This is a genomic window from Streptomyces sp. NBC_01275 (assembly GCF_026340655.1).
Taxonomy (GTDB): Bacteria; Actinomycetota; Actinomycetes; order Streptomycetales; family Streptomycetaceae; genus Streptomyces.
The window spans coordinates 9,265,617-9,290,116 of record NZ_JAPEOZ010000001.1; the positions used below are offsets into that span (position 1 = coordinate 9,265,617).

15 protein-coding genes are annotated in these 24,500 nt (G+C 72.0%); 9 read left to right on the forward strand and 6 right to left on the reverse strand.

The window, feature by feature from the left end:
* Positions 1 to 55: 55 nt before the first annotated feature.
* Together OG562_RS40695 and OG562_RS40700 are read right to left on the reverse strand one after the other, a co-directional pair.
* The gene (locus OG562_RS40695; RefSeq protein WP_266407039.1) at positions 56 to 5,245 is read right to left on the reverse strand and encodes a family 43 glycosylhydrolase; all 5,190 of its coding nucleotides are present in this window, start codon (positions 5,243 to 5,245) and stop codon (positions 56 to 58) included.
* 130 nt (positions 5,246 to 5,375) lie between these two features.
* The gene (locus OG562_RS40700; RefSeq protein ID WP_266407042.1) at positions 5,376 to 6,536 is read right to left on the reverse strand and encodes a helix-turn-helix domain-containing protein; all 1,161 of its coding nucleotides are present in this window, start codon (positions 6,534 to 6,536) and stop codon (positions 5,376 to 5,378) included.
* 324 nt (positions 6,537 to 6,860) lie between these two features.
* On the opposite strand from OG562_RS40700, the gene OG562_RS40705 reads away from it, so the two are divergent.
* Both OG562_RS40705 and OG562_RS40710 read left to right on the forward strand, forming a co-directional pair.
* Entirely contained in the window at positions 6,861 to 8,648 is a 1,788-nt protein-coding gene (locus tag OG562_RS40705; protein ID WP_266407044.1) for an FAD-binding dehydrogenase, read from the forward strand.
* A gap of 168 nt (positions 8,649 to 8,816) precedes the next feature.
* Positions 8,817 to 12,191: a pyruvate carboxylase gene (locus OG562_RS40710; RefSeq protein ID WP_266407046.1), complete on the forward strand. Its 3,375-nt coding sequence runs from the start codon at positions 8,817 to 8,819 to the stop codon at positions 12,189 to 12,191.
* 5 nt (positions 12,192 to 12,196) lie between these two features.
* Here OG562_RS40710 and OG562_RS40715 read toward each other — a convergent pair whose 3' ends face one another.
* Positions 12,197 to 13,165, reverse strand: a complete 969-nt coding sequence (locus OG562_RS40715) for an STM4015 family protein (protein ID WP_266407049.1) — start codon at positions 13,163 to 13,165, stop codon at positions 12,197 to 12,199.
* A gap of 226 nt (positions 13,166 to 13,391) precedes the next feature.
* Between OG562_RS40715 and OG562_RS40720 the strand changes: the two genes are divergently transcribed.
* A complete protein-coding gene (locus OG562_RS40720; protein WP_266407052.1) occupies positions 13,392 to 14,525 on the forward strand; it encodes a M23 family metallopeptidase in 1,134 nt (377 codons plus the stop codon).
* A 147-nt stretch (positions 14,526 to 14,672) separates the two neighbouring features.
* On the forward strand, positions 14,673 to 15,416 hold the full coding sequence (locus OG562_RS40725; protein WP_266407053.1) for an FAD binding domain-containing protein: 744 nt from the start codon (positions 14,673 to 14,675) through the stop codon (positions 15,414 to 15,416).
* A gap of 15 nt (positions 15,417 to 15,431) precedes the next feature.
* Here OG562_RS40725 and OG562_RS40730 read toward each other — a convergent pair whose 3' ends face one another.
* Together OG562_RS40730 and OG562_RS40735 are read right to left on the reverse strand one after the other, a co-directional pair.
* Entirely contained in the window at positions 15,432 to 16,460 is a 1,029-nt protein-coding gene (locus OG562_RS40730) for a DUF6745 domain-containing protein (protein WP_266407055.1), read from the reverse strand.
* Between the two features lie 60 nt (positions 16,461 to 16,520).
* Positions 16,521 to 16,847, reverse strand: coding sequence for a hypothetical protein (locus tag OG562_RS40735; protein WP_266407057.1), 327 nt, complete (start codon positions 16,845 to 16,847; stop codon positions 16,521 to 16,523).
* A gap of 185 nt (positions 16,848 to 17,032) precedes the next feature.
* Between OG562_RS40735 and OG562_RS40740 the strand changes: the two genes are divergently transcribed.
* From OG562_RS40740 to OG562_RS40760, 5 genes are all read left to right on the forward strand, one after another.
* Positions 17,033 to 17,989 (forward strand): STM4015 family protein, encoded by a 957-nt coding sequence (locus OG562_RS40740; protein ID WP_266407058.1) that lies wholly within the window; start codon positions 17,033 to 17,035, stop codon positions 17,987 to 17,989.
* A gap of 97 nt (positions 17,990 to 18,086) precedes the next feature.
* Positions 18,087 to 19,295: an STM4014 family protein gene (locus OG562_RS40745; protein WP_266409795.1), complete on the forward strand. Its 1,209-nt coding sequence runs from the start codon at positions 18,087 to 18,089 to the stop codon at positions 19,293 to 19,295.
* A gap of 1 nt (position 19,296) precedes the next feature.
* Entirely contained in the window at positions 19,297 to 20,112 is an 816-nt protein-coding gene (locus tag OG562_RS40750; RefSeq protein WP_266409797.1) for an STM4013/SEN3800 family hydrolase, read from the forward strand.
* Positions 20,109 to 21,437, forward strand: a complete 1,329-nt coding sequence (locus tag OG562_RS40755; RefSeq protein WP_266407061.1) for an STM4012 family radical SAM protein — start codon at positions 20,109 to 20,111, stop codon at positions 21,435 to 21,437. The genes OG562_RS40750 and OG562_RS40755 overlap by 4 nt, the downstream gene beginning before the upstream one ends.
* Before the next feature lie 9 nt (positions 21,438 to 21,446).
* Positions 21,447 to 22,340 carry an STM4011 family radical SAM protein gene (locus OG562_RS40760; RefSeq protein ID WP_266407063.1) on the forward strand — a complete coding sequence of 298 codons (894 nt, stop codon included), beginning with the start codon at positions 21,447 to 21,449 and terminating at the stop codon, positions 22,338 to 22,340.
* A 3-nt stretch (positions 22,341 to 22,343) separates the two neighbouring features.
* Here the strand turns inward: OG562_RS40760 and OG562_RS40765 are convergent, their stop codons facing one another.
* Entirely contained in the window at positions 22,344 to 24,377 is a 2,034-nt protein-coding gene (locus tag OG562_RS40765) for a glycoside hydrolase (protein WP_266407066.1), read from the reverse strand.
* Between the last annotated feature and the right edge of the window lie 123 nt (positions 24,378 to 24,500).

Below are 24,500 nucleotides of genomic sequence, written 5' to 3' on the forward strand. Positions count from 1 at the left end.
ATGGGCCCCCTGCGGTGGCAGGGGGCCCATGACTCTAACCGTCGTACGTGACCGTCTACCGGCGGTGGGCGCCGACCGTCACGACGCCGTTGGTCTTCGCGCCGACTCCACTGTCGTAGACCAGTTCCCCGCCGGACTTCTTCCAGATCCTGATGTGGAAGATGTCCGGGCGGTCCGTCGCGGTGACGCGGAAGGCGTAGCCGCTCTTGCCCGCGACCGTGGCGGAGCCCTGGAGGACCGCCCGGGAGCCGGTGACGACGAGCCAGTCCAGGCCGGTGGAGCGGAACTTCAGACGGGCCGGACCGGAGTCGAAGGTGACCTGGCCCGCGGGGGCGAGGGTGTGCGGCAGGTAGCCGGCGGCGAGGGTGAAGAACCCCTGGGAGCCGACGCGGCCCGCGCCCAGCACCGGGCCCGCCGAGCGGTCGTACACGATCAGCTCGGGGAGCGTGCGGCTGTCCGAGGCTCCCTCGTCGTCGGTGACGGTGATCACCGGGCGGTGGATGCCGGCCGAGGCGTAGGTGTGCTCGGCGCGGCAGCCGGTCGCGGTGACCGTCCCGGCGACCGGCTTACTGCCGTCCTTCCAGTCGACCGTGCAGGTGTGGGCGTCGCCGGCGCCCGGGTCGTCGAACCGGGCGGTGACGGCCGTACGGCGGCCGGCCGGGACCGGGGACGACGGGCCGGTGGCCGAGGTGATCGTCGGGGCCGCGTTCGTCACCGTGACGACGGCCGTGTCGGTGCTGCGTCCGCCGGTCAGGGTGAGGGTGAACGTGCCGTCGTCGGTGCAGGCGACCGTGGTGCGGGCGGCGGCCGGGTCCGCGACCGTGCAGGGCGCGCCCTTCTCCGCCGTCCACTTCGGGCTGCCCGCCCCGGAGAGCGTGCCGTTCAGGGCGATCGCGTCGCCCTCGGCGCCCTTGGCGTCCGGACCGGCGTGGACGATGGTCACCGGGTCGACGCTGGTGAGCGTGGGCACGACCTTCTTGATCAGGCCGTCCGCGTCGAACTCCAGCTTGTCGACGGTGGTCTCGCGGTTGAAGCCGTTGCCGCCGGGCATCGCGAAGCGGTGGTAGGCGATGTACCAGTCGTCGGTGTTCGGGACGTGGACGACCGAGTGGTGGCCCGTGCCCTTGATGCCCAGGGAGAGGTCCTTCTCCAGGATCACGCCCCGCTTGGTCCAGGGGCCGGTGGGCGAGGGGCCGGTCGCGTAGGCGACGCGGTAGTTCACGTCCCGGGTGTCGTTCTCCGACCACATGAAGTAGTAGGTGCCCTGGCGCTTGACGACGAAGGAGCCCTCGTTGTAGCCGCTCGGGGTGATGTCGGCGACCTTCGAGGCGTCGAAGGAGACCATGTCGTCGTTCAACGGGACGACGTACGCCCGGCCGTTGCCCCAGTAGAGGTACGACTGGCCGTCGTCGTCGGTGAAGACCGCCGGGTCGATCATCTGGCCCGGGTACCGGCCCGAGGCGAGCAGCGGCTTGCCCAGGGCGTCCTTGAACGGGCCGGTCGGCGAGTCCGAGACCGCGACGCCGATGCTGGCGTCGGCGCAGAAGTAGAAGTAGTACTTGCCGTCGCGCTCCTCCATGGTCGGGGCCCAGGCCCTGCTGTCCGCCCAGGAGACGTCCGGGCCCAGGTCGAGGATGACGCCGTGGTCCTTCCAGTGGACCAGGTCGGTGGAGGAGTACGCCTTGAACTGCGTACCGCTCCAGCCCTCGAAGCCGTCGGTCGTCGGGTAGAGGTAGAAGGTGTCGCCGAAGCGGACGATGTTCGGGTCGGCGTTGAGGCCCGGCAGCACCGGGCTCCTCATCTCCAGCGCCGTCACCGTCCAGGTGCGCTTCTCGCCGTCCGAGCCGGTGACCTCGTACGTGACGGGGCTGGTGAAGTCGTGCGCCGAACCGGAGGCCGGGCTGATCGCCGCGCCGTGGGCGAGCGTGAACTCCGGTGCCAGGGCGGTGAGATCGGTGCCCTCGGTGAGCGGGAGCGTGATCTTGGCGTCCGCGTCGTCGACGATCGCGTCCACCTTCAGCGCCGGGTGGGTCGCGGCGGCGATGCCCGTCGTGTTGCCGCTCAGCTCCAGGACCTCGGACGCCGACAGGGCCCGGTTGTAGATCCGGAAGTCGTCCACCTCGCCGCCGAAGTACGGGTCGGGGGAGTAGAGGGACTTGCCGATGTAGCCGCTGTAGCCCTTCGCCGCGTCGTACAGGTCGGACGGCTTGATGGTGATCCCGGTGACCCGGGCCGCCTCGGCGCCGTCCACGTAGAGGACCGCGGTCCCGGTCGAGCCGTCCAGGGTGACGGTGACGTGCTGCCATGTGCCGACGGTCAGCGGGGAGCCCGCCGACATCTGCTTCTCGCCCGACCAGGTGGCCTTGGTGACGGCCGAGAAGAGGCTGCCGCCGCCGTTGGACGGGGTGGCGAAGAGGTACTTGTCGCTGTCCGGGCCCAGGCCGAACAGCCACTGGAAGTTGTCCCCGCCGTTCCACTTGGCGTACGTGGAGACGGTGACGCTGTCGGTGTCCTTGAGGACGCCGTTCGGGATCTTGACGTACGGCGAGTCGGAGGTGCTGGAGCCGCCGGACATCTTGAAGGATCCGCCCTCGACTCCCGTGCCGAAGGCAGGCGTTCGGACATAGGTGCCGTGGTAGCCGTGGCCGCTGGAGTCGCGGGCGATGCTGCCGGACGTCTCGTCGAAGCCGTAGTGCAGCAGCAGGTCGGCGGGCACGTCGGGGCCCTGGGCGGAGACGGTGACCTCGGCGCGGACCGGGACGGCGGCGCCGTCGGGGAGAGCGCCGGTCACCGTGAAGGTCCCGGTCTGGGCGTAGTCCGACGCGGGGACGGCGTCCCAGGTCACGGCCACCGGTCGGGTGACTCCGTCGGCGTACTCGGCGATCACGGTCGCGGGCAGGACGGGGGCCTCGCCGACGCGCGTCTTCACCGACACGTCCTCGACGCTCGCCACCAGCTGGTCGGGCTGGTAGGCGCGCAGCAGCCGGTCGTACTCGGCCTGGGTGACCGGCAGCACGGTGCCGTGGCGGGGCTTGGACGGCAGGTCGTAGCCGGTCGACGGGGTCCAGACGCCGGAGGCGAGGTCGGTCGTCTCGAACGGGAGGTAGCCGCGGCCGCCGAACTCGTCGAGGAACGCGTACCACTTGTCCTCGGTGTTGGACTTGAACACCAGCGGCCCCTCGGCCGCGCTCATCGCGCCCTTGCCGATGCCCTCGGCGACCGCGTCCCAGGAGAGGTTCAGCAGCGAGTCGCTCTTCTCCTCGAAGATGAACTTGCTGTTGGGCGTGGAGGAGGAGTTGTTGCGCTCGTCCTTCGACAGGCGGAAGTACGTGCCGTCGTGCTGGATCACCGTGGAGTCGATGACGGAGTAGCCGCGGTCGATCCAGACCTTGGGCTCGCTGAAGGTGTAGAAGTCGCGGGTCGTGGCGTACATCATCCGGTTGTAGGTGTCACCGGAGTGGGCCTCGTTGTCGTACAGCTTCGACGCCCAGAAGACCACGTACTCGCCGAGCGCGGCGTCGTAGTACGCCTCCGGGGCCCAGGTGTTGCCGGCGCTGTCCGGGGAGACCTGCACCAGGCGCTGGTCGGTCCAGTGGACGAGGTCGGTGGACTCCCACACCATGACCGACTTGCTGCCGGTGCGCTGGGCTGCGTCCCAGTCGCCGTTGCCGTAGATCCTGAGGTCGGTGGCGATCTGGTAGAACTTGTCGCCCTCGGGGGAGCGGATGATGAACGGGTCGCGCAGGCCCTTCTCGCCGAGCGTGGACGTCAGGACGGGCTTGCCGTCGTTCAGCTCCCGCCACTTCAGCGGGTCGTCGCCCTTGCTGAGGGCCGCGTAGAGCTGCTCGCCGTCCGAGGTGCCCTCGCCGGTGAAGTAGCTGAAGAGATAGCCCTTGAGGGCTTCCTTCGCGGGGAGCGCGGGGACCTTCGCGGTGAACACGCGGGTCGCCTTCGCGTCCCCCTTGGCGACCGTCGCGGTCAGCGCGACCGTGGCGCCGCCGGCGCCGTGCGCGGGGCGGTGGACCACGCCGTCGGCCGAGACGACGTCCGGGTCTGCGGAGGACCAGGTGACGTCCGTGCCGTACGAACCCCTCGCCGGGAGGGTGAGGTTTCCGCGGGCGTCGTCGAGGTTGTGGACGGTGAGGGCCTCGGCGGCCTGCCGGGCCGCGGTGTCGTCGTCGAACGCCGCGAGGACCGTCACCTCGAAGGACCTGGTCGCGGTGACCGTGCCCTTCTTCAGCGTCGCCGTGAGCGTGGCGTGGCCGTCCGGCTCGCCGGCCGCGGGGCGGGTCACCTTGCCGGCGTCCGACACCACGGCGGTGTCGTCGCTGGCCCAGCTGATCGTGGAGCCGCCCGCGGATCCTGTCCTGGGCAGGTCCAGGTCGGCGACGACGGCACTGGTGTCGCCGAGCGAGAGGGAGGCCTTGTCGTCGGAGACGCCCTGCGTGGCGACGGGAAGGGCGAGCTGCTCGACCTCGGACCCCGTCAGCGCCCGGTCGTACACGCGGAAGTCGCGCATGCCGCCCTTGAACAGCTTGTCGCCCGAGTACACCGACTTGCCGAGGTAGTTGGCGGTGGTCGTGCCCGAGCCGATCGCCCCCGGTGCGATGGTCACCGAGGTGTTGCGGGCGACCTCGACGCCGTCCTCGTACAGGACGCCGGTGGCGCCGGTCTGGGTGTAGGTGACGTTCTTCCACACCGCGCGGGTCAGGTTGTGGGAGTCGGCGGGCTTGGTGGTCTGCTCCGTCGACCAGTTGCCGGTCGCGATCGAGGTGCGCAGGGAGTTGCCGGTGGCGAACAGGTAGCCGTTGCCGTTGCTGCCGCTGGAGTTGCCGAAGCCGTACAGGAAGTACGGCGTGGTCTGCGCGGCGTCGATCTTCACGTCCATCGCGACGCTGATCGACGTCATGCCCTTCATGACGTCGTTCGGCGCCTTGACGTAGGTGTCGGAGCCGTTGAAGGCGAGCCCCTGGCCGGACGTCGACCAGTCGGCGACGCCGTTGACCGTGCCGTCGCGGCCGTGACCGGAGGCGTCGGGCACCGTCGTGCCGGACGCGCCGTCGAGCTTGTACCAGAGGGCCAGTCCGTCGGTGACGTCGGCGACGTCTGCGGCCTGCGCGACATCCGCCGCCTGGACGGGAGTCGCGGCTCCGACGAGCCCCACGAGCAGTGACGCGGCGGTCAACGCCGCCAGTCGCCCCGCCCCGCGTCTCGCGCCGGTGCGGAAGCGTTTTCTATGCGTCATAGGGGACCGCCGTTTCAGCCGTGTGACGTGATGTTGCGAGAGTGTCAAACGCTGTACATGGCCGCGTCAAGACTTCTCGAACAATGTCCGAAGGGCCGAACAAGTTTCGCCGGCGGACAAGAGGCCCTGCTCAGCTCCGAGTTGACAGCCAGCACGTCAGCGCCCACCACCAGTGCAGCGCGTCCAGCGGACCGGCGTCGCCGTCGGGGAGGGGTGTGGCGGTGATCTGCCGCAGCCGGCCCAGCCGGTAACGGACCGTGTTGGGATGCGTGAACAGGGCCGCGGCCGTCTGGTCCAGGCGGCGGCCGTTGTCGAGGAACGCCAGCGCGGTCAGGGCGAGTTGACGGTGGAAGTCGTTCGCGGGATCGAGCCCGCCGAGCAGCCGGTCGCGCACCAGCGCGCCCAGCAGCGGCTGTTCGGCCAGGGCGAGCAGGGCGGCGAAGTCCGTGACGTCGTGGCGGCCGTGCAGTCCCCGCTCCAGGCCGACGTCCACCGCGCGCACGCACAGCCGGTACAGCGCGGGCAGTTCGGACAGGGCGGCGGCCGGCGCGACCACGACGAGGGCGTCCTGGGGGACCTCGTCGGCGCCGGGCGGCCGCGGGCCCAGCCCCGCAAGTCGTCCGTCGAGCGTTCCCGTGACGACGTGCGCCGAGCGCAGCGAACGGCGGCGGGCGGGGAACGCGGCGAGGCAGTGGTAGCGGCCGTCGGCGTCCGCGCGGACCCCGGCCTGCGCCAACTCCTCCGGATGCGGAGCGACTTCGCCCTGCGGGGCGACTTCGCCGAGCAGGATCCGGCGCAGCAGCCGGGCGCGCACCGCGCCCAGCGCGCGCGGCGTCTCGTGCTCGGCGGCCCGGTAGCCGTGGACCACATGCCGCTCGACCGCGTTGCCGTACTCCTGCAGGCGCAGCACCACCGACAGCAGCACCCGGTCCGGCACCCCTGCCGAACGGCAGCGGTCCACCGTGATCTCCGCCGCCCGGGACAGCGCCGCCTGCACCCCGCGCAGCACGGCCGTCATCGGGACGCCCTGCACCGCGCGGTCGGCGCCCAGCAGCAGGGCGGAGGTGAAGTCCTGCTCCTCGACCGCCCCGGACCGCTCCAGCGCGGCGAACCAGGGGCCGGCGTCCCGGATCATCGCCGTCACATGCGAACGGGTCGCCTCCTCGGCGAGCCCGGACAGCTCCGGGGACTGACTGCGGGCCGCGCGCACCAGCTCGCCGGACACCTCGGGGTCGTCGGCCATGTCCCGTAGAACGGCCGTGATCTGCTGCGGGCCGCGCACCGCGGTCATGGTCCCCTCCCCGCCCGGACGCCGACTCTGCGCCGACTCCTGCGCTGTCTCCGGCGCCGACTCCTGCGCTGTCTCCGGCGCCGACTCCTGCGCTGTCTCCGGCACCGGCACCTGCGCTGTCTCCGGCACCGGCACCTGCGCTGTCTCCGGCACTGTCTCCGGGCCACAACATAGCGGTGGCCGCGTTGGCGTCCGCGCACTATCGCAGCGTTGTGAAGGCCTGGTTTCCTGTGGGCTACCGACGGTAACAGTGCTGCTGTCGCAGGAACACCCTTCGTAACGCCCCCCAGTGACGCCCACGCAACGCCCCCAGGAGGGCCGCTCATGGACTACGCCGTAGACGCCGCCGGAGTCAGCCGCCGCCGCGCCCTGACCGTGGCAGGCGGGGTCGTCGCGGGCGCGACCCTCGCCGCCCAGGCCTTCCCGGCCTTCGGCGCCGAGTCCCAGGACGCCGACGCGATCGTCGTCGGCCATGGCCTCGCCGGACTCGTCGCGACCGCCGAACTCGCCGCCGCCGGCCGCAAGGTGCTCCTGCTCGACCAGGAGCCCGAGGCGAGCATCGGCGGCCAGGCCTTCTGGTCCTTCGGCGGGCTGTTCTTCGTCAACTCCGACGAACAGCGCCTGATGGGCGTCAAGGACACCTACGACCTGGCCTGGCAGGACTGGCAGGGCACGGCCGGTTTCGACCGGGGCGTCGACGACCCCACCGGCCAGGACTACTGGGCCTACCAATGGGCCAAGGCGTACGTCGAGTTCGCGTCCGGCGAGAAGCGGTCCTGGCTGTCCGGGCTCGGCGTGCAGTGGTTCCCGATCGTCGGCTGGGCGGAGCGCGGCGGCGGCCTCGCGACGGGACACGGCAACTCCGTGCCCCGCTTCCACGTCACCTGGGGCACCGGCCCGGCCGTGGTCGAGCCGTTCGAGAAGAAGGTGCGGGCCGCGGTCGACGCGAACAAGGTCACCTTCAAGTTCCGCCACCGCGTGGACGAGCTCGTCACCACCGGCGGAGTCGTCACCGGCGTCCGCGGCGCGGTCCTGGAGGCCTCCGGCGCGGCCCGCGGCACGCCCAGCTCCCGCACAGTGGTCGGCGACTTCGAACTGCGCGCTCCGGTCGTCGTCGTCACCTCCGGCGGCATCGGCGCCAACCACGATCTGGTCCGCCAGAACTGGCCCGCCCGCATGGGCACCCCGCCGAAGTTCATGGTCACCGGCGTCCCCGCGCACGTCGACGGCCGGATGCTCGCCATCACCGAGAAGGCGGGCGGCCGGATCGTCAATCCGGACCGCATGTGGCACTACACCGAGGGCCTGCGCAACTACGCCCCGATCTGGCCGAACCACGGCATCCGCATCCTTCCCGGCCCGTCGTCGATGTGGTTCGACGCGAAGGGCAAGCGGTTCACCACCCCGGACATCCCGGGCTACGACACCCTGCACACCCTCAAGACGATCACCGACTCCGGCTACGACTACTCCTGGTTCGTCACCACCCAGAAGATCATCGCCAAGGAGTTCGCGCTCTCCGGCTCCGAACAGAACCCGGACCTCACCAACAAGAACGTCTGGCAGCTGCTGTCCCGCATCTGGCAGACCCCGGAGCCGATCGAGAAGTTCAAGAACAAGGGCGCGGACTTCGTCGTCGCCACCACGCTCACCGACCTCGTCGCCGGCATGAACAAGCTCACCGGCGACAACCTCATCGAGCTCGCCGACCTCAAGCGGCAGATCGAGGCCCGCGACCGGGAGATCGACAACTCGTACACCAAGGACGTCCAGGTCATGGGCATCCGCAACGCCCTGAACTACACCGGCGACAGCCTCAGCCGCACCGCGGCCATCCACCGGATCCTGGACTCCAGCGCCGGCCCGCTGATCGCCGTACGCCTCAACGTCCTCACCCGAAAGACCCTCGGCGGCCTCCAGACCGACCTCTCCGGCCGGGTCCTGAACGCGGCCGGGAACCCCGTGCCCGGCCTGTACGCGGCCGGAGAGGTCGCCGGCTTCGGCGGCGGCGGAGTCCACGGCTACCGCTCGCTGGAGGGCACCTTTCTCGGCGGCTGCCTGTTCTCGGGACGCCAGGCGGGCCGGGCGGCCGCGGCGGCCACCGCGACCTGAGCACCGCGACCCGAGAGTTCCTGCGGCGCACGGTCCGGACGACCCCAGAACTCTGCCCGCACACGGTCCAATCGAGCGAGACATGCGGTGAGTGGCCCGGCTCACATGGTCAACCGGGTCGCTCACCGACACGATGGTCCCGTCACCGGCAGGCTGAAGGGGTCCACGATGTTCCGCAAGGTGCTGGTCGCCAACCGTGGTGAGATCGCGATCCGTGCGTTTCGCGCCGGCTATGAGCTGGGCGCGCGCACGGTCGCCGTCTTCCCGCACGAGGACCGCAACTCACTGCACCGGCTGAAAGCCGACGAGGCCTACGAGATCGGCGAACCCGGACACCCGGTGCGCGCCTACCTCTCCGTTCAGGAGATCGTCGGCGCCGCCCGCCGGGCGGGCGCGGACGCGGTCTACCCCGGCTACGGGTTCCTCTCCGAGAACCCCGAACTGGCCCGCGCCTGCGAGGAGGCGGGCATCACCTTCGTCGGCCCCGACGCCCGCACCCTCGAACTGACCGGCAACAAGGCCCGGGCCGTCGCCGCCGCCCGCGAGGCGGGCGTGCCCGTCCTCGGCTCCTCGGCGCCCTCCAGTGACGTCGACGAACTGGTACGTGCCGCGAACGACATCGGCTTCCCCGTGTTCGTCAAGGCGGTCGCCGGCGGCGGCGGGCGCGGCATGCGGCGCGTCGAGCACCCCGCCCAGCTGCGCGAGTCCATCGAGGCCGCGGCCCGCGAGGCCGCGTCCGCGTTCGGCGACTCCACCGTCTTCCTGGAGAAGGCCGTCGTCGACCCCCGCCACATCGAGGTGCAGATCCTCGCCGACGGCCAGGGCAACGTCATCCACCTCTTCGAGCGCGACTGCTCCCTCCAGCGCCGCCACCAGAAGGTCATCGAGCTCGCCCCCGCACCCAACCTCGACCCCGCGCTGCGCGACCGCATCTGCGCCGACGCGGTCCGCTTCGCCCGGCAGATCGGCTACCGCAACGCCGGCACCGTCGAGTTCCTGCTCGACCCCGAGGGCAACCACGTCTTCATCGAGATGAACCCGCGCATCCAGGTCGAGCACACGGTCACCGAGGAGGTCACCGACGTCGACCTCGTCCAGGCCCAGCTGCGCATCGCCGCCGGCGAGAGCCTCGCCGACCTCGGCCTGTCCCAGGAGACGGTCACCCTGCACGGCGCCGCCCTCCAGTGCCGGATCACCACCGAGGACCCCGCCAACGGCTTCCGCCCCGACACCGGCCGCATCAGCGCCTACCGCTCGCCCGGCGGCTCCGGCATCCGCCTCGACGGCGGCACCACCCACGCGGGTACGGAGATCAGCGCGCACTTCGACTCCATGCTGGTCAAACTCACCTGCCGGGGCCGGGACTTCCCCACCGCGATCGGACGCGCCCGGCGGGCCGTGGCCGAGTTCCGCATCCGTGGCGTGGCCACCAACATCCCGTTCCTCCAGGCCGTCCTCGACGACCCGGACTTCCAGGCGGGCCGGGTCACCACCTCCTTCATCGAGCAGCGGCCGCACCTGCTCACCGCCCGCTCCTCCGCCGACCGCGGCACCAAGCTGCTGACCTACCTCGCCGACGTGACCGTCAACAAGCCGCACGGCGAGCGCCCCGACCTGATCGACCCCACCACCAAGCTGCCCCCGCTGCCCGCCGAAGAGCCGCCCGCGGGCTCCCGGCAGCGCCTGATCCACCTCGGCCCCGAGGGCTTCGCCCGCTGGCTGCGCGAGTCGCCGACCATCGGCGTCACCGACACCACCTTCCGCGACGCCCACCAGTCCCTGCTCGCCACCCGGGTCCGCACCAAGGACCTCCTCGCCTCCGCCCCGCTGGTCGCCCGCACCCTGCCGAACCTGCTCTCCCTGGAATGCTGGGGAGGCGCGACCTACGACGTCGCCCTGCGCTTCCTCGCCGAGGACCCCTGGGAGCGGCTGGCCGCCCTGCGCGAGGCCGTCCCCAACATCTGCCTCCAGATGCTGCTGCGCGGCCGCAACACCGTCGGCTACACGCCCTACCCGACCGAGGTCACCGACGCGTTCGTCCAAGAGGCCGCCGCCACCGGCATCGACGTCTTCCGCATCTTCGACGCGCTCAACGACGTAGGCCAGATGCGGCCCGCCATCGACGCCGTACGCGAGACCGGCACGGCAGTCGCCGAGGTCGCCCTGTGCTACACCTCCGACCTGTCCGACCCGAACGAGCGCCTGTACACGCTGGACTACTACCTGCGCCTGGCCGAGCAGATCGTCGAGGCCGGCGCCCACGTCCTGGCCGTCAAGGACATGGCCGGCCTGCTGCGCGCCCCGGCCGCGGCCAAGCTGGTCTCCGCGCTGCGCACCGAGTTCGACCTGCCGGTGCACCTGCACACCCACGACACCGCCGGCGGCCAGCTCGCCACCTACCTCGCCGCGATCCAGGCCGGTGCGGACGCCGTCGACGGCGCGGTGGCCTCCATGGCCGGTACGACCTCGCAGCCGTCGCTGTCCGCCCTCGTCGCCGCGACCGACCACTCGGCCCGCCCCACCGGCCTCGACCTCCAGGCCGTCGGCGACCTCGAACCGTACTGGGAGGGCGTACGCCGGATCTACGCGCCGTTCGAGGCGGGCCTCGCCTCGCCGACCGGACGCGTCTACCACCACGAGATCCCCGGCGGCCAGCTCTCCAACCTCCGCACCCAGGCCGTCGCCCTCGGCCTCGGCGACCGCTTCGAGGACATCGAGGCGATGTACGCCGCCGCCGACCGCATCCTCGGCCACCTGGTCAAGGTCACCCCCTCGTCCAAGGTGGTCGGCGACCTCGCCCTGCACCTGGTCGGCGCCGGAGTCAGCCCCGAGGACTTCGAGGAGACCCCGAACCGGTACGACATCCCCGACTCCGTCATCGGCTTCCTGCGCGGCGAGCTGGGCACCCCGCCCGGCGGCTGGCCCGAGCCCTTCCGCAGCAAGGCGCTCCAGGGCCGCGCCGAGGCCAAGCCCGTCCAGGAACTGACCGCCGAGGACCGCGACGGCCTGGAGAAGTCCCGCCGCACCACCCTCAACCGGCTGCTCTTCCCCGGCCCGACCCGCGACTTCGAGACCCACCGCCAGGCCTACGGCGACACCAGCGTCCTGGACAGCAAGGACTTCTTCTACGGTCTGCGCCCGGGCAAGGAGTACGCCGTCGACCTGGAGCCGGGCGTACGCCTGCTGATCGAGCTGCAGGCGATCGGCGAGGCCGACGAACGCGGGATGCGCACCGTGATGTCCGCCCTCAACGGCCAGATGCGGCCCATCCAGGTGCGCGACCAGGCGGCCGCCTCCGACGTCCCGGTGACCGAGAAGGCCGACCGGACCAACCCCGGCCATGTCGCCGCGCCGTTCGCGGGCGTGGTGACGCTGGCGGTCGCCGAGGGCGACGAGGTGGCGGCCGGGGCGACGGTGGCGACCATCGAGGCGATGAAGATGGAGGCCACGATCACCGCCCCGAAGGCCGGCCGGGTCAACAGGCTGGCCATCAACCGCATCCAGCAGGTGGAGGGCGGCGACCTGCTCGTCGTGGTGGGGTGAGCCGGTCACTCGTCGGCTGACACGTACCGGTCCTCTTCCTCGTCGGTCTTCTCCTGCTCGTCGACGTCGACCCGCACGCCGAAGGGCTCCAGGGTCTCGCGCAGCCGCTGCATCATCGCGTCCGACAGGAAGTGGTGGTGGAGGTCCAGCTCCTTGAGGTGGTGCAGCGGCTGGCCGGTGAGCAGGGCCTCGGCGCCCGCGTCCGACAGGGTGCCGCGGCCCAGGTGCAGGGACGTCAGCCGGGCCACCACGGGCGCGGTCGCCACCGCGGTGGCCGTCTCGTCCTGGAGGTCGCAGTTCTGCAGGCCCAGACGGCGCAGGGCGGGCAGCCGGGAGCCGTCGAGGATCGGCGCGAGGTCGCCCACGGTCGCGGTACGGCCGTACCACTCCACGCCCAGCCACAGGTCCAGGTGTTCGAGGGCGGGCAGGTCCGAGGCGGCCACGCCGTGGACCACCTGGGCGGGCAGCCCGCCGTTCTCGAAGCGGAGCGTCCGCAGGTGCTCATGGCGCACCGGCGTGAACTCCAGCCCCGGCCCGCCGCTGAAGCCGCCGCCGGAGCCACGGACGGCGAGTTCCCGCAGCCGCGGGTAGGCGGCGAGGATCGGGGACACGTTCCCCTGGACGATCCAGGAGAGCTCGCACTCCTCGAAGTCGAGGTCGGCGAGGTAGAGCGCCTCGAGCCCGGTGAGCCGGTCGGCGGCCTGTGCGAGCCGGTCGGCCGTCTCGTCGGGATCGCCGGCGTCCAGATCGCTGCCGTAGGCCCCCGCTCCGAAGACCAGGGCGCGCACCCGCGCCGGGTCCACGGTGTCCAGGAAGCGGTCCCAGCATTCGTCGAAGTCCTCCGGTTCGCCGTCGTGCCGGACGAGCTTCCAGGCGACGGACCCCGCGTCCGGCAGGGCTCCGGCGAGCGCGCCGGGGAGCGGGAATTCGTACACCGGCAGGCCGTGCAGTTCCGAGATGTGGCCCAGCGTCATCGGCGGGAACCTCCGAGAGGGGACGGTGGCCGGGACTCCGCGTCCCGGCCCGTGCGCCGTACTTTCTACCAACCCCCTCCGACAGCCCCCGGGCGGCCGTTGCCCGAGAGGGCACCAGGTCTGCCCTCGCGACCGGTGACGCGGGGCGGGTCACCGGCTAGCGTCCGCCCGTGAGCAACAGCACCTTTGCGCAGCGGCCGGTGACCCACCGTCGGGAACCCGCCGCGTGAGCGACGAGCACGCCGTCGAGACACCTCCGCAGCAGACCGCGAACTCCCCGGAACCACCGGATGCAGCGGAACCCGCACGTGAACCGGCATCCCCTGCCCCGCGTCGGCGCGGCCCGGGCCCCTTCACCCTCCTCGTCCTGCCCGGCCTGCTCACCCTCGGCGCGGTGGCCGGGTTCCTCGCCCTGACCGGCGGACTCCCCGACGACCTGACCCCGGGTTCGAGCGCCCAGCAGGACACCGCGGGCGGCGTCAACGAGACGTACGGCCCCTGGCTGCGCAAGTCCGCCGAGGCCTGCACGGTCGTCAGCGCGTCCTTCCTCGCCGCCCAGATCGACCAGCTCTCCGGCTGGGACAACGGCGTCGGCGGGGCGTCGGGCGAGCAGGGCATCGCCGCCTTCACGGACGCGCAGTGGCGGACCTGGGGCAAGGACGACGACGGCAACGGCCGCTCCTCGCCGCGCGATCAGGCCGACGCCATCATGGCGCTCGGCCGACAGGACTGCTCCCTCGCCCGGAAGGTCACCGACCTCAGAACCGACGGCACCGTCTCCGGGGACCTCGTGGACCTCACCCTGGCCGCGTACGCGGTCGGCACGGACACGGTGGCCGAGGCGGGGCGCGTGCCCGCCGGGGCGAAGACCTACCTCACCGAGGTGAAGGGCCTGTTCGCCCGCTACGAGGAGTTCGACCGGGAGACCCCGAGCGGCAGCGCGCAGGCCGACGCGATCCTGGCCCCGCCCGTGACCACCCTCACCGTCACCTCCCCCTACGGCTCGCGCGAGCACCCCCTCACCGGCGTGACGAAACTGCACACCGGCGTGGACTTCGGCGCGCCCCAGGGAGCCCAGGTCTCCGCGGCGCGCGCGGGCCGGGTCGTGTTCGCGGCCATGACCAAGGCGTACGGCAACCGCATCGTCGTCGACCACGGAACCATCGACGGCAAACGGCTGGAGACGACCTACAGCCATCTCTCCGTCCTGGGGGTCGCCGTCGGCCAGACCGTGCAGAGCGGCACGCCCATCGGACGCGTCGGCTCCACCGGCCTGTCCACCGGCCCGCATCTGCACTTCGAGGTGATCTACGACGGCTACTACGCCGACCCGATGCCCTGGCTGGCGTCGAGCGGCTGAGACGGGGGCCGAGCGGCTGAGGCAGGCATCGAGCGGCTGACAGGCGCGGGCGATGCAGCGATGAGCCCTGTGTGCGCCCCCGCACGCCTGGGCAGGATCCGCTCTGCCAGTGATCATTCAACTTTGCGGGAAGGTCGGTCGGTCGTCGTGCAGTTGCGTCTTCCCACCTCGATAGCCGAAGCACAGGAGTGCCTGTCCGAGGGGGCGATACCGATCGGCGGGGCCACCCTCGTATGGGCGGCCTGGCAACGGGACGGCTTCCCCGAGCAGGCCATGTCGCTGCGCAATCTGCCCGAGGCCAACGCGATCGGCCGCGAGGAACTGGGCGCGGCCGTGCTGCTGCACCGCGTGGACGCGGCCGTTCCGCAGGCGCTGCACCGGGCGGCGGCCGGCGTGGGAACGGGCGCCGTGCGCCGGACGGCCACGGTCGGCGGCAACCTCGTCGGCAGCACCCTGCGCTGTCTGCTCCCCGCGGCCCTCGTCCTCGACGCCCGGGCGACGGTGCTCGAACCCGACGGCGTCTACGAGACCGACCTGGCGGAGGTGCTGGCGAAACGTCAGCTCCTGCTGGGCCTGCGCTGGAACGAGCCGCTGGCCAGCGGCTATCGCAAGCTGCCCGGCGACGCGGGCGGGCCGCCGCCCCTGGTCGTGGCCGTCGCCCTGCACACCGACCCGGACGCCGGCGGCGGGCAGCGGCTGCGCGTGGCCGTCCGCGACGGCTACGAGGTGCTCAGCGAGAGCACTCCGTACGAGCCCCACGACGCCGGTGTCGACGCCGGTCTCGACCAGGCGTGGGAGGTGTTGGAGCGGACGGACATCGGCGCACTGCCCGCCACGGCGCGGGACGCGGTCCGCCAACAGGTCACGGACGTCGTGACCAGCGCTGTCTGACCGGCCTGCCGCCCTCTACGTCTCGCGCGCAGGCGCGTACGCCTCGGCCTCCAGCCCGAACGTCCAGGCGACCCCCGCCCGGGCCGTCGCGGTCGACGGCGGTACGCGCAGCCAGTAGGTGCGTCGGCTGCCGTCCGGTTCCGGGGTCGAGTTGACGACCTCGACCATCACTACCGGCTCGTCGTCCGGGAGGTCGATGCGCCACAGGACGCCCGTCTCGTCCCGGTGGACGGGGCGGGCCTCGGAGTCCGCCAGATAGCGGTCGTAGCCGTAGTACTCCAGCATCACCCGGCGCAGCTCGGCGTTCTCCTCGGACCGGATCCGCTCCGGGGTGAGCGTGGGCAGCTCCGCGAGGAAGTCGGCCGGGACGGGCATGCCGCGCCAGGCGTACAGGGCGAAGCCGTCGGGGAAGGCGAGCGCCGGCCCGTCCCCGTGGTCGAGCCGGCCCGCCTCGTCACGGTGCAGGGCGACGGGCCGCTCGCACACCACCGCCACCCGTGCGTACGGCCACCACCAGCCCGCGCTGCGGCACACCGCGGCCAGTCCGTCCAACGGGCCCCGCTCCGGGTCGAACGCGGCGAGCCAGGGCGCGTCGTGCTGTCCCAGCACGGCGTCGAGCAGCAGCAGCCGGATCTGCGCCTCAGCAGTGTCCTGGCGTGTCAGGTCCTCCACGACACCGGCGCGGATGCGGTCGACGAGGGCCTGCGTGGAGTCCCACAGGCGTCCGCCGGTCGCCGCCCAGTGCGCCGCCCAGCCCTGGGCGCCCAACTCCGTGTGCAGCCGCTGCCGTTCCTGCGCCCAGGGCGTGCTGCGGACCGTCTCGCGCACGCTGGGCCCCTTGTCCGCCAGGGCCGGTATCAGCGTGACGGCCTCGCGCGGCGAGCCGGCCCACACGATGTGCTCGGGTCCTGCGAGGCCGGCCCTGCGGTAGGCCAGGCGGACGCCGGCCTCGGCGGCCGCGCGGTCGGCGGGCCCGGCCGCGGAGGCGTGGGTGCGCCAGCGGTGGACGTCGTCCACGGCGTGTGTGTCGTCTGTTGCGGTCATGTGCCCCTCCGTCGCCCTCTGTTCAGCCCGTCGCGTTCGCTTCTCTTCAGTCGGCTCTCTTCAGTCCGCCACGATCCGCACGGACCCGGGCACGTACTCCCGCTGCCGGATCACCCGGTACCACCCCTTCGGCAGCGCGATCACCGCATGCTCCTCGTGGACCACCCGGCCGCCCTGGGGAAGGTGCAGCAGCAGCGGACCGAACGGCCCCGGCTCCCGCACCAGATCACCCGGTCCCACGACCGCGTGGGCGTGCCCGGTCACCTCGCCCAGCGCCAGCACGAGCCGGCCGCGACCGTCGCGTCGCTCCATCGGAGCGAGCGCGACATGCGGCGGCACCGCCTCCTCCGCCACGGGCACGATCAGCACGTCTCCCTGCCGGTACATGGCTCTCCCTCCACGCCGGGCGCACGGCGCACCGGCCTCATGTCGACGACCGTACGGCCCGCCACTGACAACGCCCCCGAACCCGGCCGCGAACCTCGCCCCCGCCGACGGGCGTTGTCAGTGCCTGTTGGTACAACTGCGGGAACACCACGGATCGCACACTTTTTCTCTTCAGGAGCAGCCGGATGACCATCGGTGACCACCTTCACGAGCTGTACCGGCTGCCCGCGCACACCTTCCCGGGTCCCGACGGGAAGACGGACGGCCTGCCCGCCGCGGACTCCGTCGCCTGGCGGATCACCAGTGACGTCTACGACCACGAGGAGACCTGGGCGGAGGCGTTCGCCCGCTTCTGCGCCGCCGTCGACACCACTCGCGTCAAGGCCCTGATCGTCGGCGCCTGGGAGGAGGCGTACGAGAACGACTCCTCCGTCGTCATCGAGGCGCTGCTGGCCGCGCGGGACCGCTTCCCCGCGCTGCGCGCGCTGTTCCTCGGCGACATGACGGGGGAGGAGTGCGAGATCTCCTGGATCGTCCAGACCGACGTCACCCCGCTCCTCGCAAGCTTCCCCGAGCTGGAGGAGTTCGGTGTGCGCGGCGGATCCGGGCTGCGTCTCCAGGCCCTGAAGCAGAGCGCGCTGCAGTCGCTCGTCATCGAGACCGGGGGACTGTCCGCCGAGGTGGTGCGCGCCGTCGGCGGCAGCGACCTGCCCGCGCTGGTCCACCTCGACCTGTGGCTGGGCACCTCCAACTACGGCGCCGACACCGAGGCCGCCGATCTGGAGCCCATTCTGTCCGGCGCCCGGCTGCCGAGCCTGCGTCACCTGGCCCTGCGCAACAGCGATGTACAGGACGCCGTCGCCGCGGCTGTCGCGTCCGCCCCGGTCGTGGCCCGCCTGGAGGTGCTGGACCTGTCCATGGGCGTCCTCACCGACGAGGGCGCGGAAGCCCTGCTCGGCGGTCAGCCGCTCACCCACCTGAAGCACCTCGACCTGTTCCACCACTACCTCAGCGAGCCTCTCGTGGACCGCGTCCGGCAGACCCTGGAGCCCGCCGGGGTCGAGGTCGACCTCGACCGTGCGGGCGCCCACGAGGACAGCGACGAGGACACGGTGTGGCGCTACGTGGCCGTGGGCGAGTGAGCGGACGCTGATGCACCACGACCCCTCGCATGCCCCGCGCCCGTCGGATCCCCTGCACCCCCCGCACCCCTCGGATCCCCCGCGCCCGTCGGCTCCCCTGCACCCCCCGCACCCCTCTCACCCCCCGTATCCCTCGCAGCTTCCGCTACTCCCGCGCTTCGCGGTGGTCGGCAATCCGGAGAACCGCCGGGTCGCCCTCTTCGGCGACGCGGTGTGCGCGGCCGGCCTGCCCGCCCCGCGGGTCGTGCCCTGGACGGACGTCCTGCGCGCCGGGGGCGCCGACTTCGCCGCCGAGGAGATCGTCCGGGTCGACTCGCCCGGCGAGAACCCCGAGGTCGACCGGCTGCTGCGCGGCGGCGAGGACCCCACCCGGGTCGAGGGCTCGGCCCGCTGGTACGCCGGGTTCACCGCCGCGCTGCACGGTCTGCGCGGCGGGATCCGCCTCGACGATCCGGACGATCTCGCCGTGCTGTTCGACAAACGGCTCTGCCACGGCGCCCTCGACGCGGCCGGAGTCCCGGTTCCCGCCTCGCCCACCTCGGGGCCGCAGGGCGCGCCGGTGCGCGGCTGGGACGACGTACGGGCGCTGATGCGCGGGCATCGGATGCACCGGCTCTTCGTCAAACCCGCGCACGGATCGTCCGCGTCGGGCGTCCTCGCCGTCGAGTCGGGCGGCGGCGACCGGATCAGAGCCACCACCTCCGTGGAACTCGCCCCGGACGGCCTGCTGTACAACTCCCTCAAGGTGCGGCGCTACGAACGCGAGCGGGACGTCGCGGCCATCGTCGACACGCTCGCCCCCGAGGGCCTGCACCTGGAGCGCTGGCTGCCGAAGGCGTCCCAGGAGGGCCGGGCCGCCGACCTCAGGGTCGTGGTCGTGGCCGGCCGGGCCACCCACGCGGTGGTCCGCACCAGCCGCTCGCCGATGACCAACCTCCACCTCGGCGGCAGCCGCGGCGACCTCGAGGCCGCACGGCGGGCCGTCGAGGCGGCGGGCGCCCGCTGGGCCGACCTGCTCGGCGTGTGCGAAGCGGCCGCGGCCTGCTTCCCGCGCACGCTGTGCGTCGGCGTCGACCTGCTGCCCGCCGTCGGCTGGCGCAGAGCCGCGGTCGGCGAGGTCAACGCCTTCGGCGATCTGCTGCCCCGGCTCACCGGTCTGCCCGGAAGCGGCGCGGAGGGCCTCGACACCTACGCCGCACAAGTAGCCGCCGTCCTGCGGGACGTCGCCCGGCCCGGCCGGGGCCGAGCGGCCCGCCCCCAGCCCAGAACAGGAACGCCCCATGCCCTCGCCCGCACCGACGCCTGACATGAACGAGGTCGTCGGCAGCCACGACCTGCTCCTCGTCACCCTCGACACCCTGCGCCACGACGTCGCCGCCGAACTCGCCGAGGAAGGTCGCATCCCGTACCTGGCCCGTCATCTCCCCGGCGGCCGCTGGGAGAAGCGGCACGCCCCGGGCAGCTTCACCTACGCCTCCCACCAGGCGATCTTCGCGGGCTTCCTGCCGACCCCGGCCGCCCCCGGACCGCACCCGCGGCTGTTCGCGGCGAGCTTCGCGGGCAGCGAGACCACCGCCGACGGGACCTACGTCTACGACACCCCGGACCTCGTCTCCGGCCTGGCGAAGGACGGCTACCACACGGTGTGCGTCGGGGGAGTGGGCTTCTTCAACAAGCAGGGCCCGCTGGGCTCGGTGCTGCCCGGCCTCTTCCACGAGTCCCACTGGACACCGGAGTTCGGCGTCACCTCACCGCAGTCCTTCGAGAACCAGGTCGCCTGCGCCGAACGGGTGATCGCCCGACTCCCCGCCGACCAGCGGCTGTTCCTCTTCCTCAACGTGTCCGCGCTGCACCAGCCGAACTGGTTCCATCTGCCCGGCGCGACCCGCGAGGCCGGCGACACCCGCGCGACACACGCCGCCGCGCTGGAGTACGTGGACCGGCACATCGGGCGGCTCTTCGCCGCCATGAGCGCCCGGCGCCGCTGCTTCGCGATCGTCTGCTCCGACCACGGCACCGCCTACGGCGACGACGGCTACACCGGCCACCGCCTGGGCCACGAGTCCGTGTGGACCGTGCCGTACGCCCACTTCTTCCTCGACCCCGCCGAGGCCGCCGCATGACCACAGCGCAGCGCACCAGCCCCTACCAGCACTACGTCTACGCCTACCCGCACAAGACCGCCTACCGCGCACTGGAGGACCGCCCGAGGCTGAGGGACCTGTGGGCGGCCGAACCGAAAGACACGCTCTCCCTCTACCTGCACATACCGTTCTGCGAGGTCCGCTGCGGCTTCTGCAACCTCTTCACCCGCATCGGCGCCCCCGACGGCTTGAGCGGCGCCTACCTGGACGCGCTGGAGCGGCAGGCGAACGCCGTACGGGAGGCACTCGGGGAAACGGGCGAGGCCCACTTCGCCACAACCGCCTTCGGCGGCGGCACCCCCACCTTCCTCACCGCCGCCGAGCTGACGCGCCTCTGCGACATCGCCGAGCACCGCATGGGCGCCGACCTGCGCGCGGTCCCGCTCTCCGTCGAGGCCTCGCCCGCCACGGCCACCGCCGACCGGCTCGCCGTCCTCGCCGACCGCGGCGCCACCCGCCTCAGCCTGGGCGTCCAGAGCTTCGTCGACTCCGAGGCACGGGCCGCCGTACGCCCCCAGCGCCGCGCCGACGTCGAGGCGGCCCTCGGCCGCATCCGGGACACGGCCATCCCCGTCCTCAACATCGACCTCATCTACGGCATCGACGGCCAGACCGAACAGACCTGGCTCCACTCCCTGGACGCGGCCCTCGCCTGGCGACCCGAGGAGCTCTACCTCTACCCCCTCTACGTCCGCCCCCTCACCGGCCTGGACCGGCGCAGCACGGGCCCCGACCCCGCCTGGGACGAGCAACGGCTGCGCCTGTACCGCGCGGGCCGCGACCATCTCCTCGCGCACGGCTACACCCAGCAGTCCATGCGCATGTTCCGCCGCACCGACGCCCCGCCCCAGGGCGCCGACGACTACGCCTGCCAGACCGACGGCATGATCGGCCTCGGCTGCGGCGCCCGCTCCTACACGGCCGATCTGCACTACTCCTTCGACTACGCCGTCGACATGCACCAGATCCGGGGCATCATCGACGACTACGTCAGCACGGACGACTTCACGCGCGCCGAGGTCGGCTACCGCATGGAGCACGACGAGGCCCGGCGCCGCCATCTCCTGCAGTCGCTCCTCCAGGCCGAGGGACTCCCCGTGGCCGACTACCGCGCCCGCTTCGGCAGCACGCCCGCCGACGACTTCGGCCCGGAACTCGCCCGTCTCGCCGACCGAGGCTGGCTGACCGACGACTTCGCACGGCTCAAGCTCACCCCCGAAGGCCTCGCCCACTCCGACGCCGTCGGACCCGACCTGTTCTCCCCGGCCGTGCGCACCGCCATGGCCGCCTACGAGAGGAAGTGACCGGCCGTCATGGACCTGACCCTCCTCTACCGCGGCCCCCTCGCCTCCTGCGACTACGACTGCCCGTACTGCCCGTTCGCCAAGCGGCGCGACTCCACCGCCCGACTGCGCGCCGACCGGGCCGCGTTGGAACGGTTCACCGAGTGGGCCGCGGGCCAGACCGACGACCGGCTCTCGATCCTGTTCACCCCCTGGGGCGAGGGCCTGGTCCGCTCCTGGTACCGGCGTGCCCTCACCGACCTCTCCCGCCTCCCGCACATCCGCCGGGTCGCCATCCAGACCAACCTGAGCTGCCGCACCGACTGGCTCGCCGACGCCGACCGGGACACCCTGGCCCTGTGGTGCACGTACCACCCGGGGCAGACCCCGTACGACCGCTTCCTCGCCAAGTGCCGTGATCTGGCGGAGCGGGGCGTGCGCTTCAGCGTCGGGATCGTCGGCCTGCCCGAGCACCGGGAAGCGGCCCGCCGGCTGCGCGCCGACCTGCCCGCGCACGTCTACCTGTGGATCAACGCGGCCGAGGGCCACACCTACACGGACGCCGAGGCCGACGACTGGACCGCCCTCGACCCGCTCTTCCCGTACAGCCGCCGTCCGCACACCAGCGCAGGCCTGCCCTGTCGCACCGGCGAGTCCGTGATCTCGGTCGACGGCGAGGGCACGGTCCGCCGCTGTCACTTCGTGCGCGCCGAACTCGGCAACCTCTACGACGGCTCCTACCGAGCCGCCCTGAGCCCCCGCGCCTGCCCGCTCGCCGTCTGCGACTGCCACATCGGCTACGTCCACCTCGAGACGCTGCCGCTGTACGACGTCTTCGCGGGCGGCGTCCTGGAACGCGTCCCGGCCGCAACGCCATCCGCCCGCATCACGACGATCGCGATGCGGGCGGAGATCGGCGAGTAGGCGCTACGGGGTCACGTCCGTGACCCTCCAGCGCTGGTTGGAACCGGAGTTGGCCTGCCAGGTCGTGACGGCGGCGCCCTCGTTGGTCGCCTGACCGCCGACCTCCAGCAGCCGGCCGGTGGCCGCGTTGACCAGGGTCCACGTCCCGTCGCCGGTGCTCGACATGATCCATTCGGTGGCCGGGTCCCGCTCGCCCGTGTCGGGCTCCACGACGGGCACGTTGTCGCGGACGGCCAGCCGCTTGCCCTCGGCCGGGTTGGCGAAGACGTACCGCTGGCGGTTGCCGGTCTTGCCGTGCCGGGCGTCCAGCTGCCACTCCTGCGCGGTGGCGCCGTTGGCCGAACCGATCACCAGGCTGGTTCCGTTGGCCGCGACGGTCACGGCCTTGCCGCTCTGCACGCCGGTCAGCGTGTAGGAGTGCCCCTTGCTGAACAGGCCGGCGTCCTTCGCGACGCCCGAGACGCCCTTGACGGCGAAGGAGGTCACGGACTGGGCGGGCACGGTGAAGGTGGCCGTGCCGTCGACGACCTTGACCGGGGCCTGCTGCTGGAGCTTGCCGTCGGCGCTGGTCACGGTCGGCGTGACGGTCGCGTTGCCCTTGATCGTGCGGAACTTGGACAGGTCGATGGTGACCGTGCGCGCCGCGGTGGTGGAGTTGACGTGGACGAGCGAGGCGCCCTTGCCGTCCTGGGTCACGGCGGCGGCGCTGGAGGTGTCGTCCACCTTGATCAGCTTGTCGCCGGGCTTGATGAAGTGCGTGAAGTTGCGCGCGGTGTCGAACTTGGTGTTCGTGTAGATCGGGCAGGACTGCAGGGTGTCCGTCTTGGTGCAGCTGAACGGGAGCTGGATGGAGCCCCAGTTGCCGCCCTTGGCGGACTCGCCGCCCGGCTTCATGTTGTCGTAGTCCTCGACCGGCTGCCAGAACACCCAGGCCGTGGGCTCCAGTTCGCGCAGGTCGTTGACGATCTGCTGGGCGAGCCCGAGGCCCGGCCGCATGTCGGTGAAGCTCTGCCCGTCGCCCCAGTCGCCCTCGACCTCGCTCATCCACAGCGGCTTGTCCGCGGCCTTGGCCAGGTCGCGCACGGTGGTGCGCTGCCCGGTGCCGTAGGTGTGGACGTTCATCTGGTCGACGAGGTCCTTGGAGGCCTGCGAGTAGGAGTTCCAGTTCGTCGCGAAGATCGACGGGTTGGTCTCGTCCATCGCCGAGATCTCGGCCTTGGCCTTCGCCTTCTTCAGCGCGGGCGCCAGCGCGGCGAGCACCTTCTGCTGAAGCGCGGGCCCGATGTGCGCGCCCTCCTGGCGGCCGCCGACGGGCTGCCCGTCCGCGCCCAGACGGGTGCTCCAGTAACCGGTGTTGGGCTCGTTGAACGGGTCGACCGTGTCGACCTTGATGCCCTCGGCCTTCTCCAGCCGCTTGGTCGCTCCCGCCAGATAGGCGGCGAAGTCGTCGACGGAGTCGGCCTTCAGCTGGTCGGCGTTGGCGTTGAACCCGCCGGACACGTACCCGCTCTCGGTCATGAACCACGGCGGGGAGTTGCTGAACGTCTCCCAGTGGGTGATGTCCTTCTTGATGCGGTCCACCCACCAGCGCTGGGTGGCGTCGGCGTCCTTGTTCCAGTCCGCCGGATCGTCCGCGCTCCACCAGTCGGTGTCCGTACGGGTGGTGCCCGCGGGCGCCTTCCACCAGCCCTCGACGGCGCCGCCGGCCCGCAGATAGTCCGTGACGTCCGGGGCGTTGCCGCCGCCGATGTTGTACCGGGCGATGTTCAGCGCCAGGCCGTCGTCGTCGAAGAGGAGCTTCGCGAGCTTCTCGCGGATCGCCGGCGGATAGTCGCCGGTCGCGTTGGCGAACCAGACCAGGCTGGTGCCCCAGCCCTCGAACTTCTGCTGCTGGTACGACGGGTCCGGCGTCACGGTGACGGCGGCCACGGCGTCGGCCTGCGCCTGCGCGGGAACGCTGAGCAGGGCGGCCCCGGTGGCCAGGGCGGTCAGCGCTGCGGCCCCGAGGGTCCGTCTGCTGCGGGTACGGCGTGCCATCTGTGCTCCCAACTGCGGTGCGGTCGCTGTGGTGGCCCCTCCCGCCCCACGGGCAGGAGGGGATGGCCCTCGGCACGGCACGGCACGGGTGCGTGCCGTGACGAGGAGTTCTCAAGGTGGGGC

Excerpts from the sequence above, each read along its gene's own strand:
- OG562_RS40695 (WP_266407039.1), bottom strand. The coding sequence starts at position 5,245 with ATGACGCATAGAAAACGCTTCCGCACCGGCGCGAGACGCGGGGCGGGG.
- OG562_RS40700 (WP_266407042.1), bottom strand. The coding sequence starts at position 6,536 with ATGACCGCGGTGCGCGGCCCGCAGCAGATCACGGCCGTTCTACGGGAC.
- OG562_RS40705 (WP_266407044.1), top strand. The coding sequence starts at position 6,861 with ATGGACTACGCCGTAGACGCCGCCGGAGTCAGCCGCCGCCGCGCCCTG.
- OG562_RS40710 (WP_266407046.1), top strand. The coding sequence starts at position 8,817 with ATGTTCCGCAAGGTGCTGGTCGCCAACCGTGGTGAGATCGCGATCCGT.
- OG562_RS40715 (WP_266407049.1), bottom strand. The coding sequence starts at position 13,165 with ATGACGCTGGGCCACATCTCGGAACTGCACGGCCTGCCGGTGTACGAA.
- OG562_RS40730 (WP_266407055.1), bottom strand. The coding sequence starts at position 16,460 with ATGACCGCAACAGACGACACACACGCCGTGGACGACGTCCACCGCTGG.
- OG562_RS40735 (WP_266407057.1), bottom strand. The coding sequence starts at position 16,847 with ATGTACCGGCAGGGAGACGTGCTGATCGTGCCCGTGGCGGAGGAGGCG.
- OG562_RS40740 (WP_266407058.1), top strand. The coding sequence starts at position 17,033 with ATGACCATCGGTGACCACCTTCACGAGCTGTACCGGCTGCCCGCGCAC.
- OG562_RS40750 (WP_266409797.1), top strand. The coding sequence starts at position 19,297 with ATGAACGAGGTCGTCGGCAGCCACGACCTGCTCCTCGTCACCCTCGAC.
- OG562_RS40755 (WP_266407061.1), top strand. The coding sequence starts at position 20,109 with ATGACCACAGCGCAGCGCACCAGCCCCTACCAGCACTACGTCTACGCC.
- OG562_RS40760 (WP_266407063.1), top strand. The coding sequence starts at position 21,447 with ATGGACCTGACCCTCCTCTACCGCGGCCCCCTCGCCTCCTGCGACTAC.
- OG562_RS40765 (WP_266407066.1), bottom strand. The coding sequence starts at position 24,377 with ATGGCACGCCGTACCCGCAGCAGACGGACCCTCGGGGCCGCAGCGCTG.